Below are 14,374 nucleotides of genomic sequence, written 5' to 3'. Positions count from 1 at the left end.
CCTCACCTCATTAACTGTAATTGTTTACGAAACTTATAAACATCTTTAGCGGCACGCAATAGGCAGTAGCTAATGATCAAAATGCTTTGCCATTCTAGTAAACGAGTAAGCTCTAGAGCGCCGGATAACCCAGCAAATGCCAACAAGATAGCCAATGCGATAACGTTAATTAGGTGGTTAGGAATGTCGCGACGACTTCCACCAAATCGATATACAACATAAGGAATCCATTTACTCAATGCCTGACTAATACAAAACGCCACACCCACTGTGCCTGTTGTGACTATCACTAAATAACCGCAACTGCGGGCTAATTGAAGCAATAGCATGGGTAAGATTCGCCCCTGTACAGGCAAGCGATTAAACCAAGCAAACATAAGCCGAACACTTATCAACAAGCCTGTAAAACTGGCAAAAATGATTAACACAGACATTGGAGCAGCACTGCCGTTATTTGCCAACGCTAAAGTAACGCTTGCGGGTATCGCTAAAATAAGACTGAAGATCCAAGCGTAGACAACCGAAAAGTGCGGTGCATATCGCTTATAACCATCACTAACCTTGGGATTTTCTTCATACTGCAGGCCCAGCTTATCGTTTTCATAATAGCCAATTTCATAAGCGGTAAAATAACTCAGTAAGAAAAGAAATAACGCTAAGGCGGTTAGGAAAGGCTCTGCAGAATAACAAGCAAAAGCGAGCAGCAATACTAGGTAGTCGTGGCCAATGATTGCTCGGGTGAAGTAACTTTCATTGGGCCGTTTTACCCGCTTTAAGTATGAAAAAGGTAATAATGGTGTTCTACCGGCCGGTATATTTACCGCGGTTGGCCACTTAACCAATAAAGGATATTTGCTTTTTCTAAACAAATCGTTGTCCAGACGACTGTCGCTAATGGTTGCGCTGTTCGCCAGCTCTTCTTCGCCAATGTTCTTTTCGACGATGCTTCCTTTGCCTAATAAGCGCAGCGTCCGATAGTTGCCAAAATCTGCGCTCACAACTACTGGCCAGGGTACATTGCTCGCCGCAACTAAGGGGGTAATGATAAAGCCGAAGCTGTAACTCGCTATGTACACCTTGTCAAAACGTCTTAGTGTCTCTACTAGGGCGCTATTAAGGCATTCATTCACCCGTTTCTTTGCGGTCTTGGGCCAAAAAAACAAAGTCCAAGGCGCTAAAAGCAACACTGCACCAATGCGTATTTTGTCTCTAATATGATCAGGGTTAATGCTGTTAAACCAATCCCAAGGCCTGATTAAGCCTAACAGTTGTAAAATGATGGCTACCCATAAATTGGGTCTCGCGGAAGATAAAAACTGTTCTACCGAATTTCGAAGCCATAGCGTTTCATCGAAATCAACAACAATGGGAGTCGATTTAGGAAGGTGTGATAGCTGCGATAAAGCTTCGATAGGAGTGCTTAACTTTACGGGTTTACTAGGGTCAATAGAGCGCATTGCAACACCCTCTTCTATCACATTATTAGAGCTATCCATTAGTTTTGCCCCTCTTTATGTTTGCCATAGATTTCAATGCGTTCAACATTCAGAAAATAGCGAACCTTACCGTAATTTGCTCTTTGCATGAGCTGATAGCGAAATGAGCCTTTGGCATGAGTAACACGGGCAAATGCATGCAACGCACTTGCGACTATAGTGAGAAATATGGCTCTTATAAAACCAATGAGACTGTTAACACGCCACTTATCTTTAAAGAAGACTCGAGCATAAACTTCGCCGATTCGAATGGAGCGTTTGAGTAAGTAATCGGCGTTTAAGCGTTTTTTCTCGACGGTTTCGAACACTTTAGCCTGCGGGCAAGTAACGATGCGTCGGCCTTGGTTATGCATGGTATTGAACAATTCGGTATCACCGCCCCCCGTAATGCCATAGTCACTGTCGAATGGGCCTTGTCGCTGTGGTAAGTGATCTTTATAAATTAATACATTGTTAGTAGCACCAACGTTAATTTCAGTGCCTCTTGGCGACAAGGTGCGATTAAAATAATCTCCGTCAACAATCCACTTCGGGGTATTTTCGGGGTAGGAGGCAATGACACTGCCCATAACGACCGATGCTTTAAACTCTATAGCGGCGTCCATAAGTTGCGTCAGCCAATCTTCGGCCACCAACTCGTCGTCATCAATAAAGGTAATCCACTGTCCTTTAGCATGAGCAACACATAGGTTTCTAGCTAAACAAATATTCTTTCGTGGTTCTACATAATAGCGAACAGGAATGGTTAATTGTTCACCGGCGCGTTCTACGAATACGCGGCCTGATTGTTGCTTGCAATTATCTACAACAACGCACTCCAAACGAAAAGAATTTGGCACCTTTAGTGCGGCTAAACTCATCAAACATTCATAAATAAACGGTCTGTTATAAGTGCAAATACAAATGCTAATTAGCGGTTCCATATGTCGTTTGCCTATATTCTTTATGCGCTCTAAGAGCGATAGCTATCACCAACAATTGAATCACCCAAATTGAATGAAGCCCCCTAATTATGCTGGATTCAGTAATGTTATTCGTTAACGAAAAAAGCATTAAGATCCAGCAAATATAAAACAGTTTACGTTGGCTAAATTGAAAGCCACTGACGTGTTTTGAGAACTGAGCTAAGCAACCAATATAGGCGAGTAAGCCAATAACGCCCAATTGCGCTAACAGGTCGATGTAGCCATTGTGCGCTTGATGCAAAAACACAATAAACCCTTCACCGTAACGGATGTTTGGGGAGTCAAAACCGATGCCCCAAAACGATCCTAATCCATAGCCAATTAACCAAGATTCCTTGATTTCATCGAGCATAAAGCCCCAAATGAAATCTCGCCCGGTAAGGCTGGTATCCTCAACAAATAACTGTAAGAAGGGTTGAATACTCAATCCAAACCAGGCCGTGCCAAATGCAATGAATAAGCTGATACCTGCAATGGCTAGAAATAATACGGTTCCAACCTGAAGTCTTAATGACTGACCAATGTAGTCCAGCCCCACTATCAGCATAGGTACCAGAACAAACAGGGCGATGGAGGTTTTTGAAATGGACAAAAGTAGCAATGCTGCCCAAAGCGCGCTGTAAAAAACTAAGCCCAGTTTGTTTATTGTATGGCCACAAAAGTAATAGACCGCCGCTCCCATGTATAGGCTCAGTGCAGCGTACTGACCCATTACGTTTTTATGAGTTAACGCTCCGCGAAAGGCGCCGTTAAGATCAAACGCTACGCCTGCGGGAATGCTCATCAAATTGATGAACAAAAGGATGAAGCACAGCCGATAAAGAATTAGAAATATTTGTCGTATGTCTTTTATAAAGATAACGGCACTAAATACGGTTACCAGTAGAATGATTTGCATGACTGAACGCTTGAAAGAAATTACTGGCGCAAGCGCCCATGCAACGCTTATGACTCCGAAAATTACCAGTATTAGCAACGGTTTTTGGGATAGACAAAACTGACTGACAGTTTTCGGAAACTGAGCACAAAGAAACAGTGATAAGGCAAATAGACTGAACCAAAAGAGATACTTGCCAGCCCCACTCCCTGAAGTATCCTCAACCAGCATGTCGACGCCAAACTCATGGTAGTTTACCGCGCTAAAATCCGGTGACGCAATTCGCAAAACCTGCACACTGATAGCGGTAAAAATGACGATGGCCAATTTCTGTGAAAACGAATACGAGCGACAATCTTCGCTCACCCATAATGACAACAAGGTATTCATAACTGTCCATCCCTTGCGCTGGACAATAGGGATTGTGGAAAGTCGATAACCATAGCCTTCGCCTTCGCCTCTCCTACTACATTTGCGGCTTTTTTAACGGCTTGGGAAAGTTTTGGCGGACGCGTGGTTAGATTATGAGCGTCGGTTGCGATACTCGATACCAGCCCCTGTTGTAATAATTCGATGGCGCGATCGTATGACTCTCGTCTAAAAGCCCCGAGCAGCGAACCTGCTGTGATTTGAAAATAGCAACCGAGCTGAACTAAAGGCGATAACTTTTGTGGAGACTGCCATACGTCACGATTACGCTCTGGATGAGCAATAATCGGGCGTATGTCTCGCTGTAACAGCCAGCGAATCAGCTTCTCAATACCCACAGGTACGTTAGTGTGAGGCATTTCCAACAAAATTATTTGTTGCCCATTTAGTGTTCCCAACGTAGGTAATCTATTGCTACTTGCAAGCGTTAACACGGTCGGGTCTACCCGTAATTCGGCTGCGAACGAGGTCGATAAATTTAACTCTGCTTTTAGCAAATGTTGTCTGAACTGCATAAAAGCTTGTGCGATTTGATGAGGCTGATTTTCAAACCGGCCAGGGGTTATGTGAGGGGTCACGATGGAGTGTTGTATGCCATCTTCTAAAGCCATCGACGCCATCGCTAAGGCGGTCTCTAGATCATCAGGGCCGTCGTCTATGCCTGGTAATAAATGGCAATGAATATCAATCATCAGTTGATCAAGGCGAGCCGACTAAGCAACTCGCGCCTCCTTTCCGTGGACCTTATTATGGTTTTGGGTGTAATAATCTGAATAGGTTTGATAATCGCCATATTTGTGAGCGTCTTTTAAATCCATGCGATTTAAAATTACGCCATCAATTCTTACTCCGTTTTGAATTAATCGACCTACCGCAACTTTAACCTGCGGTTGTCTGGTGGTTGCCGCTTTTATAACGAGAATACAGGAGTCGCAATGTTGGGCTAACAAGTGCGTATCACTGACCGGCTGCAGCGGCGCACTGTCTATAACAATGCGGTCATACTTTGTTTTTAGCATGGCTAGGATTTGTTCAAATCGTTTTGATACAAACAGGTCTAACGGGTTTGGAGGAATCAATCCAGCAGGCAAAATGTCTAATTCGCTACGTCGATCGTGAACAAGACAGTCCTCGAGATCATGAGTACCGGCGATAAGGTTAGCTAAGCCCGGTTGGAACCCGGAGAATTTAAACTTTGTCCCTAGTGAAGGTTTGCGCAAATCCGCATCGATTAGCAAGGTTTTTTCTAACGATGACAAAGCAAACGCTAAACTGGTTGAACAGGTTGACTTACCCTCTGAAGGTACGGTTGAGGTTACTAACACGACTTTTTTATCAGAGTTAAGGTTAGACAGCATGTAACCGGTCCGAACCGTTCGGATCCCTTCAGCGAAGCTCTTATCTTTTTCGTTAAAGTACAAATAGGCTTCAATTTCGCTCTTATTAAATTTAACCTTTGGAAGAGCGGCTAATAGATTAAGCCCTAGCCCTTCCTCAACCTGTTGTACGTTCACAAAGCCTTCATTCAACGCGTCTCTTATGACCGCAATAACACAACCAAAGCCCAGTGCGGTTAGAAACGCTAAAACAACAATAAGCTTTCTTTTAGGTGCGCTTGGATACAGCGGCGCCACTGCCTTGTCGGTAAAGTTGGCTATGGTTGCTCCAAAATCGCTGGAAGCAGTGGTTTCCTTGTAGCGCCCCATAAACATTTCGTACAACTGCTTATTGGAATCTACTTCGCGAGCCAATTCGTTGTATCGAGTACGTTTAACCGATAAGTCTCGGTATTCGTTTTTCTTGGTCTGGATCTCTGCTGACAGGGCCGCTTCAGCATTTCGGGCGGAAGTAACTTCATTTTTAATGCCACGAAGTAATTCATTGAGTTCTTTGTTTAATTTTTGACGAGTTGACCGTAATTCCGCTTGTGCGGTTTGCATCCTTGGGTGTTTAGGTCCATAGCGCTGTGACAATTCCATGACTAATCGGTCTGCTTGCCCTTCCGCTAACTTTAGGTCCCTAATCAAAGGATGGTTCGTTATTTCTGGTAGGGTCGACATCACCGCTAAGTCATTTTCGGCAGAAGTGCTTAAATTATACAGCGAGGCCGCCGCAACTCTGCGGTTCTTAGCTTCGTTTAACTTCGAAGTTAATTCGTTAAGTTCTCGAGATGCTAACTCCGACACGCCTGCTTTACTGTCAGATTCTACTAAGCCTTCTTTTCGAACAAATTCTTGCAACTTGGTTTCGGACTCATTAAGTCGATTTTTTAACACCTGCATGCGATCGCCTAACCATTCAGACGCCTGTTTCGACATTTGAAATTTGGCATTGAGGTTGTTTTCTATGTATACCGTACCCAATTCATTAGCAATCAGTGCTGCAAGTGCGGCGTTTTCACTGGTAAAGCTGATGGAAACTAATTGCGTTTTGCGTTTTGGCTCAATGACTAAACGACTTTTAAAACTGGCCAACACCAAAGCCTTTTCCTGAGCTAGGCGTTGCGCCTCATTCGGTATTTGTTCCACTTTAGGCGTCAAGCCTAGTTGCGCGGCCAACTCACTCTCGGCCAAATGGATTTCAATGTAATTTCTGAGGTCTGCAAACATAGGCTCCCGAAGATTCGGGTTAAATTCTTTGTGGCTTTGGAGGTTTAAACGCTCAATAACTTCCTGGGAAATGGTGTTGGACTTTAAAATCTCGAACTGAGTGAGCAAATATTCCGAGGAGCTGGTATCGATACCAAACACTCGATCGCCACTTAACATTTGGGAATCTTTTGGCTCAATCATTAACGTCGCTTTGGCGGTATACATATGAGGCTTCGACAATACAAAAGCCACTGCTACCGCTGTGATGACCAAAGCGAAGAATAGAATTTTCCATTTGTGTTTAAGGATCGCAAATAGATGTTTCTTGAGATCCAGTGGCTTCTCGTTAACCGATGAGATTCCTGCAATCATTTGATTATCATTCATGAGAATACCTACTCTTAGAAAAAGCTCTGATCAATGACGAGGATATCTCCAGGCTGCACCTTGTGGTTTAACCCAACTTTTTTAGGTTCACGGTTTGGAAATTCACTGTTACTCAAATAGATGCCGTTTTTCGACGCGCGTTCAGTAAAGCCGCCGGCAAGGGCTATGGCTGTGTTTACGGTAAGGTTGGGCTGATAAGGATAGCCGCCAGGGCGTTTAACCTCGCCATTTACAAAAAATGGACGGTATTCCAAAATACGGACATGAACGTTTGGCTTTAAAAGATAGTCACCTTTTAAACCACGTACAATTTGGTCCTTCAGTTGTTCAACCGTTAACCCTTTAACGGTTAACTGCCCTAAAAATGGGTAATTGATGCGACCGCTTGAGCCAATTAGGGTTTCAAAAGTCAGTTCCTCCTCTCCGAAAACCTCTATCATGATCTTGTCGCCAGGGCCTAGCTTATAGGTACTTTCAAAACTGTTGGCTTGCACTAATGCAGAGAACTGCACTGCGCAAAGTGTCACCATAGCTAAGATAAACCGTTTCAAAATCATCATAGGCTTACAAGGTCACGTGGAAAGTTACGGCTATAATGCTTTGGTCAAAACCAATTCCGGCAGCATTTGAGCTTTTATTGGTATCGGTATAGCTAAGACCCACATTCATCCAGCGTTGAACATCGTACTCTAGCCCTACGGTATATTCTTTTATGGTGTCATCTCGAACGATGCCGCTGTATGCATCCTTACCGTAATGATACTCTGCTATGGTTGCAAAACGGTCGAGCCAAAAGTGCTTCCAATTAAGGCGAATGAGACTGGCTTTAACATAATCACCGGTTTCTTGACTGGGGTTTTTGGCCCGTTGGCTGGTTTCCAAAGTAAGCTTTGAATAAGCTTTTAGTAAGTAGCCAATGTTTACGTCCCAACTAAAATCGTGGAAAGAATCGTCCCGCCCCTCTTTAAAGCGCTTGTTTTGATAACCTAGGCGTACTTTACCTGTCAGCTTTGCTGAGTCAGAACTCATTTCTGCACCAACAAAAGCAAAGTAGTCGTCATTGTCTCGGCTAAAAGTTTGGTCTCGCGTTACTTTATAGCGGTTATCGACCTTAACGCCTTCGATTAGTAAACTGGTTTTAGCGGCGATACGATAGAAAAATGTCGCTAAATAGCGCGTTTCAGTAAGATCTTGAAACTGTGTTGCATCTCGGAAGTTGGTATAGCGTTTGTCTCGGTGTCGAAAACCGACGTCAATACGACCCGTGGCGTTTTCACCACCAAAGCTGTAAACCACTTCGCCGGTTTGTCGATCTATCTTTACAACTTCATCAAACAGTTCCCCTCGACCTTCGGAGAAACCATAGCCTCGTCCTTCATGCATTTTATCGAAATTGTAATAGAAGTTTAGTCGATGGCGAGTGGCGAGATTCCAGTTGAATACACCGTTTAAGAAATGGTCCGTAAAGTTATCGTCGTTCGAGTCGTAGTAGTTCCCTTGAACGAGACGATACCCCACTTCAAATTGTGAATTACCCGGATTGCCGACCAGTTCAACGCCTGGCTCGATGTGACTCCCAAAAGAGCTAATGGTATCGGTCTGGCTACGAATAACGTTATTATCATTAAACAAGCTCGCCTTTACGTATGGATTGAGTTCTAAGCCATTCTCAAAAACATACGGTTGCGGCTGTACATCAGCTCGAGCTGAACTGAGGGACATCAGGATAGCGGTTGTTAACGCTGCAAACGCCTTAACAGGAAAACCTTGCATAAAGCCTCCATACTAAATCAATTAAAACAATTTCTTATTGCGCACTTTTTATTGTTCTTTCAACTATAGTCAGCTTTTTAAAAAAAGAATAAATATCCATAAAAAATTAAAAATTAATTAAGAAACTTGCGATAACTGATATTTTGGTCTAGCAGGAAATTTAGAAATCTTGGTCTATAGTTAGCGTAGAAAACAACAAAGACCATTGGAAAGCGCTTATTCATGTCCACTAGCCAAACTAAAGTGTTGCATCTAACGATGGATTACCCCAATCCTTATCGCCCTAAAAACACGCCGGCGGTTAAGAACTTAATTGCAGAACTTAATCATATTGACCATCAAGTTATAGCCTTAAGAAGAACCTCAAATGTATTTAAGACACAAACAGTAACCATCGACGATAATAAGGTCGCTATAAGATTCTTTGGATTACCATTTGGATTATTGCATTCAATTAGCATGGCATTACTTGCCTATCGAATTAAACGACTCGTAATGAAAAAAGGAATTGAATTCGATGTTATCCATGCGCACAAGTTTGCCTTCGAAGGACTTGCTGGTTATTTCTTAAGCCTTCAAACTAAAAAACCCTTCATGGTATCGGTTCGAGCGGACTCAGATAAGCGCCTAATCAGTTTCAAACCTATGCTACAGCCTTTATTAGCGAAAGTGGCGAAACGCTGCAAACACATATTTTATGTATCTGCTTGGTATCAAAAAGAGTTAGAAGTTCGCTTTAATCTGCCCAGTGAGAAGCAAAGTTCACTACCTAATTTTGTACACCAAGCCCCCAAAAGCGCCCCTAAGACTGCCGACTCAAAGCGACTGGTTACGGTACTCGATTTAAATATGTACAAGAAAAAAGGGTTGGTCGACTTGTTGTACGCAATCTCTTGTTTAGTCATTACTCACCCGACGTTAACTCTTGATATATATGGTGATGGCTTTAGCCACCGTGTAGAAGAAGTAAAACAGCTCATTCAAAAACTGCAATTGACAGAGCAGGTAACGTTAAAAGGTAAAGTGGACAATACGCAATTGGTGAAGGCTTTGCCCGACTACGCGGCGCTCATTCTCGCAAGCCACTCTGAAACCTTTGGAATGGTGTACGTAGAGGCACTGTTTGCCGGCATTGGAATAGGCTATTCAAAAGGGACCGGCATCGATGGTTTTATAGATGATTTGAATGTTGGTGTGGGTTTTGATAGTAACAACAGCGCGCACATACAGCTCGCTATCATCGAGTTGCTGCAACGACAACGTGAATTCAAAGTTTGGATTTCAGAAAACAAGGTCTTGTTGCAACAACGTTTTTCACCTCGAGCCTATTGCCAACGGTATTATCAAATCCTCGATAACATTAAGAAGTCTGAAACACAGCAATATGCTCAGCTACCATCGCGATGATTCGATTCATAGCTTCGGTGCTTGCCCACGCGCTGTGAGGGGTAATAATGAGATTAGGCAAGGATGCGATCATTAGCGGGTTATTCGCCTCTATGGGCTCGACACTTGCTACGTCAAACCCTGCACCCCCGATTTCTTTGCTCACTAGAGCTTGTACCAAATCCAGTTCGTCAACAAGCCCTCCACGTCCACAATTAATAAGCAAAGCATGGGATTTCATTAACTGCAGTTCTTTTTTCGAAATCAAGCCGCTTGTTGATTCCGTTAACGGGCAATGAAGAGATACGACATCACTGGTTGCGAGCATGTCAGAGAAAGCAACTCGACCAGGACGTACATGCTGTGCCCCCTTTCTTTCGGAAAGCAATACCTTCATACCTAAGCCTCTAGCAGCCTCGATAACTTTGTTTGCGATGCCTCCAACGCCGACAATTCCCAGTGTCTTACCAGACAGCTCCATTATGGGATAATGGTTAAGGCAAAAAATGTCACTGTTAGTCCACTTGCCGCGACTCACATCATCACGATAATGATGCGCATTGGTGGCTAACATTAACATTAATGCCATGGTGTGCTGAGCCACAGTAGAAGCGCCGTAGTTTTCCACGTTACGAACCTCGATTGCAGCGGCTTTGCAAGCAACAAGATCGATATTATTAAGGCCCGTTGCAGTAACACAAATCAGCTTTAAACTAGAACAAGCCTCTATTACAGGCTTATCGATAACAACTTTATTGGTAATGACTAAATCAGCCTCTCCGATACGCTCTATGGTTTGCTGCGCGGTTGTGACATCGTATTCGCGATAGTCACTCAACAAAGATGCGATGGGTTTAGTCGAAATGGTTTCGGGGAAGGTTTTACGATCTAAAAATACACCTTTCATAGCGGGCTTATCCTTACTGCATAATTAAAACTCGGCAACTGTGCATAACGTGTTTAGCGGGTATTGCGTTGCCACTGTAATATAATTTTCTTCCAAGCCAATTTTTCTTCCGCTTGTTTGGCGTAGTTAACTCGAAGTTCGAGTAGAAGCAAGCCAGGCTCTAACCCTAACTCTTTGGCGACATCTAATGCCAACTTATCCGACAGTCGGCGTCGGCCCTTTTTTATATCGCAAAAATAGGCGGTGGAGATCCCCATACTTTCCGCCATCGCTTTATCACTGAGCAAGCGTTTGCTCTTTTTATATTGGTTAAACAAAGACTCTAAATCAACCACTTCTTACACCATTTCAATAAGATACACCGATAAGTACGCATTATCGCGAATGAACCAATTGAGGAATACGCACTTATGCGTATCGCTCGTAGCGTCATTCTCTATTTTGCGAACCAGCTTTTTAAGTGTACGTCATTAGGCGAACAATCACCAATGGCAATTGATTTAGAAATGAGTAAGTTGTGATAGAATCAGTTACCCACTTTTTAGAATCTGAAATTAATGACTGAATCCTCTACCCGTTTAAGCGCAAAGCAATTGGTTCCGCATTTTGAGCAACTGGCGTTGTCCGACTCCAACCAAACCATTAGCAAAGCCTTATTGGGGCAACAGCGGGCTACTGAAACCATATCCCTAGCCTTATCACAGGCCGTTAAACGTCAGCATGTGTGTTTAAGCCACTTTGGTGACATGCATCTCGAATTACTTACCCAAGCCATTAGCTCGCAAATCGAAGGCGATGTCGCTGTTGTTGATAAAGCCATAAGCCGACAAGCCTTGGTGGGTAATGCACAGTCCCCCGGATTACTAACAGAAAACACATGCCTTTTTATTCGTGCTGAAGTACTGCTGCATCAAAAGCAGTTATGTAAAAGTCTACTCACCGAGTTGCAACACCAAACAGCCGCCTTAGTTGTCGTGCTTGGGCATGCTCATGAGGTACAGTCATTGCAAACGATTCATAGCCAGTTTTCATTACAATTTGGGCTGATGGCTGAACTGAATCATGAATTTGAAATCACTGAACAAGGCTCCCTCGCCTATGTGGAATACCTGCAAGCCATTGCTGATTTTAATCAATTGCAATTGTCAGAAAGTGCCTTGTTGCCCTTGTTTACTTTCAGCAGTTGGTTAACTGAGCATCAAAACCGTCTCAGCCTTTGCAGCAAGTCCATAAGTCAGTTAATGCAGCAAGCCGCCATGTTCGCTAAGTCTTCTTTAATTTCCGCTGACCACATTCAACAAGCGCGTGCTCATAAAGCCTATCGTCATGACATTCAGCAGCAACTGTCGCAACAGGCGTTTCTCGATAAATTTGTATTACTGCAAACTGAAGGCAACTTGGTGGGGCAAATTAATGCGTTAACGGTTATTGACACTCCTGAGAGCAGTTATGGCGAGCCGGCTCGTGTCACGGCTACTGTGCACTATGGTGATGGAGAAGTTGCCGATATTGAACGAAAATCCGACTTAGGGGGCAATATTCATGCTAAAGGTATGATGATTTTATCCGCCTGCCTGTATCGAATTTTCGGTAAAGATGCCCCGCTTCACTTGAACGCCAATATCGTGTTTGAGCAGTCCTATCAAGAAATTGATGGTGACAGTGCCTCGTTAGCCGAATACTTAGCGCTGATCAGCGCCATCAGTGATTTACCCATTCGCCAAGAGCTTTCGGTAACCGGCGCCATTGATCAATTCGGTAATGTCCAAGCCATTGGCGGCCTTAACGAAAAGATAGAGGGCTTTTATCGCCTGTGCCAACAACGGGGCTTAACCGGCCAACAGGGTGTTGTAATACCTGCGGCAAACGCGATTCAGCTAAATTTACCGGAAGAAATTGTGGGTTCAGTCAAAGAACAGCAATTTCATATATACCAAGTTGATCACATTGATGAGGCTATACAACTGCTGTTGCAACACAAAGCAGGAAGCGTTAATGACGACGGTTTGTTCCCGAAAGAAAGCGTTTATGGGCGAGTTCAAAGCCGTTTAGACGAATTAGCGGGTGATATTGAGCCTGAAACAACTTGGTTTGGTCGTTTGCTGAGACGCTTAGTTAATTAGGCATTACTCATCTGGTCGGTCTTGTTAGGCTTACAAGTGTTCGCTATTCTGACGCCTCAAGATTCATAGCAGAATAAAGAACATGACTAAGCCAAACAGTTTTAGCAAAGAGCAAATCGTAGCCTGTGGTTACGGTGATTTGTTCCCAGGAGATACACCACGCCTGCCCGTCGACAACATGCTGATGTTGGATCGCATTGTCACCATTAACCAAGATGGTGGCTCGTTTGGGAAAGGTGAAATAGTAGCCGAATTAGACATCAACCCTGAACTGTGGTTTTTTGACTGCCATTTCCCGGGTGATCCGGTAATGCCCGGTTGCTTAGGTTTAGATGCAATGTGGCAATTAGTGGGCTTTTTCTTGGCTTATGAAGGCGCTAAAGGTAAAGGTCGAGCACTGGGTGTGGGTGAGGTTAAATTTACAGGCCAAGTACTGCCTGAGGCTAAAAAGGTCACTTACCGAATTGACGTTAAGCGTACCATACACAGAAAATTGGTTATGGGCATCGCTGATGCGACGTTAGAAGTGGACGGTCGCACCATTTATACCGCCACCGACTTGAAGGTGGGCGTCTTTACTGACACCAGCACCTTCTAATCCAGCGTACACATGTTTCATCAAGCTTACAGTAAGGCTTCGATTTCCTCTTTAAGCTTGATGGGATCAGTGGCAGGGCCATGACGGCTCACCACCCTACCTTCTTTATCTACTAAAAACTTGGTGAAATTCCACTTAATGTTATTGGTTATCAATCCCTTTTGCTGACTTTTAAGATAATCAAACAGTGGATGAGCGTTGGCACCATTGACGTCGAGCTTTTCTGACAACGGAAAAGTTACGCCGTAATTTAATTCACAAAAGCCTTGTATGTCGGAAGCGTTTCCTGGCTCTTGCTTACCAAACTGATTGCACGGTGCTCCTATGATCACTAACCCTTTATCTTGGTAGTGCTTATGCAGAGCCTGTAAACTTTGATATTGCGGTGTAAAACCGCATTTGCTGGCCGTATTAACAATGAGTACCACTTTTCCTTTTAAGCTCGATAACTGCAACTCTGAGCCATCATTCATTGTTAATTGGTGTTGGTAGAAATCCATAAAAAAACCCCCTATTGTTAGGGGGTTAGATTAACTGAAAATGATTCTGACTGCTACTTGGTAAACAGTCCTGCTAATCGCCCTTCTGTGCCTTCTCGCCAACCACCGAGCCATTGGGATTTAATGTCTAATTCTGAATAAGGGCAAAAATCTTTACTGCGGCCTGATGCCCCAGCTTGGAAACCTTTGGAATAAGCGCGTTCTAAACGGTCTCGTTTCTGTCTTTTCATACTATTTCCTCTTGGTTCTAAAAAAAGTGACGCGTTAGCGAGCTAACAAAGTCACTAACACTATGATTAGATCCTTTCGCTAGGAATTTCAATACAAAAAAGCACAAACTTT

At 43.6% G+C, this 14,374-nt stretch carries 14 protein-coding genes; 3 read left to right on the top strand and 11 right to left on the bottom strand.

The window, feature by feature from the left end; all coding sequences use genetic code 11:
- Window positions 1-2: 2 nt before the first annotated feature.
- From CLC91_RS09985 to CLC91_RS09955, 7 genes are read right to left on the bottom strand one after another with little or no spacing between them, the layout of a single operon-like run.
- Window positions 3-1,496, bottom strand: coding sequence for a hypothetical protein (locus CLC91_RS09985; RefSeq protein ID WP_095500368.1), 1,494 nt, complete (start codon window positions 1,494-1,496; stop codon window positions 3-5).
- On the bottom strand, window positions 1,496-2,419 hold the full coding sequence (locus CLC91_RS09980) for a glycosyltransferase family 2 protein (RefSeq protein WP_095499065.1): 924 nt from the start codon (window positions 2,417-2,419) through the stop codon (window positions 1,496-1,498). Before CLC91_RS09980 ends, CLC91_RS09985 begins: the two co-directional genes overlap by 1 nt.
- Window positions 2,403-3,728 carry an O-antigen ligase family protein gene (locus CLC91_RS09975; protein WP_095499066.1) on the bottom strand — a complete coding sequence of 442 codons (1,326 nt, stop codon included), beginning with the start codon at window positions 3,726-3,728 and terminating at the stop codon, window positions 2,403-2,405. Before CLC91_RS09975 ends, CLC91_RS09980 begins: the two co-directional genes overlap by 17 nt.
- Window positions 3,725-4,459 (bottom strand): tyrosine-protein phosphatase, encoded by a 735-nt coding sequence (locus CLC91_RS09970; RefSeq protein ID WP_095499067.1) that lies wholly within the window; start codon window positions 4,457-4,459, stop codon window positions 3,725-3,727. Before CLC91_RS09970 ends, CLC91_RS09975 begins: the two co-directional genes overlap by 4 nt.
- Window positions 4,460-4,480: 21 nt before the next feature.
- A complete protein-coding gene (locus tag CLC91_RS09965; RefSeq protein WP_095499068.1) occupies window positions 4,481-6,745 on the bottom strand; it encodes a GumC family protein in 2,265 nt (754 codons plus the stop codon).
- A gap of 14 nt (window positions 6,746-6,759) precedes the next feature.
- Window positions 6,760-7,305 carry a polysaccharide biosynthesis/export family protein gene (locus tag CLC91_RS09960; RefSeq protein WP_179287565.1) on the bottom strand — a complete coding sequence of 182 codons (546 nt, stop codon included), beginning with the start codon at window positions 7,303-7,305 and terminating at the stop codon, window positions 6,760-6,762.
- A 4-nt stretch (window positions 7,306-7,309) separates the two neighbouring features.
- Window positions 7,310-8,518, bottom strand: a complete 1,209-nt coding sequence (locus CLC91_RS09955; RefSeq protein ID WP_095499069.1) for an outer membrane beta-barrel protein — start codon at window positions 8,516-8,518, stop codon at window positions 7,310-7,312.
- Between the two features lie 222 nt (window positions 8,519-8,740).
- Between CLC91_RS09955 and CLC91_RS09950 the strand changes: the two genes are divergently transcribed.
- Window positions 8,741-9,925, top strand: a complete 1,185-nt coding sequence (locus CLC91_RS09950; RefSeq protein ID WP_095499070.1) for a glycosyltransferase — start codon at window positions 8,741-8,743, stop codon at window positions 9,923-9,925.
- Here CLC91_RS09950 and CLC91_RS09945 read toward each other — a convergent pair.
- Together CLC91_RS09945 and CLC91_RS09940 are read right to left on the bottom strand one after the other, a co-directional pair.
- Entirely contained in the window at window positions 9,879-10,811 is a 933-nt protein-coding gene (locus CLC91_RS09945) for a D-2-hydroxyacid dehydrogenase (RefSeq protein ID WP_095500367.1), read from the bottom strand. The two genes, CLC91_RS09950 and CLC91_RS09945, sit on opposite strands and share 47 nt — an antisense overlap.
- Before the next feature lie 53 nt (window positions 10,812-10,864).
- Window positions 10,865-11,146, bottom strand: coding sequence for a hypothetical protein (locus CLC91_RS09940; RefSeq protein ID WP_095499072.1), 282 nt, complete (start codon window positions 11,144-11,146; stop codon window positions 10,865-10,867).
- A 222-nt stretch (window positions 11,147-11,368) separates the two neighbouring features.
- Here CLC91_RS09940 and CLC91_RS09935 point away from each other — a divergent pair, with 222 nt between their 5' ends.
- Window positions 11,369-12,934 carry a S16 family serine protease gene (locus CLC91_RS09935; RefSeq protein ID WP_095499073.1) on the top strand — a complete coding sequence of 522 codons (1,566 nt, stop codon included), beginning with the start codon at window positions 11,369-11,371 and terminating at the stop codon, window positions 12,932-12,934.
- A gap of 82 nt (window positions 12,935-13,016) precedes the next feature.
- On the top strand, window positions 13,017-13,532 hold the full coding sequence (gene fabA, locus CLC91_RS09930; RefSeq protein ID WP_095499074.1) for a bifunctional 3-hydroxydecanoyl-ACP dehydratase/trans-2-decenoyl-ACP isomerase: 516 nt from the start codon (window positions 13,017-13,019) through the stop codon (window positions 13,530-13,532).
- A gap of 26 nt (window positions 13,533-13,558) precedes the next feature.
- Here the strand turns inward: fabA and CLC91_RS09925 are convergent, their stop codons facing one another.
- Together CLC91_RS09925 and rmf are read right to left on the bottom strand one after the other, a co-directional pair.
- Window positions 13,559-14,032 carry a glutathione peroxidase gene (locus CLC91_RS09925; protein WP_095499075.1) on the bottom strand — a complete coding sequence of 158 codons (474 nt, stop codon included), beginning with the start codon at window positions 14,030-14,032 and terminating at the stop codon, window positions 13,559-13,561.
- A gap of 53 nt (window positions 14,033-14,085) precedes the next feature.
- Window positions 14,086-14,262 (bottom strand): ribosome modulation factor, encoded by a 177-nt coding sequence (gene rmf, locus CLC91_RS09920; protein ID WP_095499076.1) that lies wholly within the window; start codon window positions 14,260-14,262, stop codon window positions 14,086-14,088.
- Between the last annotated feature and the right edge of the window lie 112 nt (window positions 14,263-14,374).

Source organism: Paraferrimonas haliotis (genome assembly GCF_002282895.1).
Taxonomy (GTDB): domain Bacteria; phylum Pseudomonadota; class Gammaproteobacteria; order Enterobacterales; family Shewanellaceae; genus Paraferrimonas; species Paraferrimonas haliotis.
This window is presented reverse-complemented; position numbering and strand designations above follow the sequence as displayed.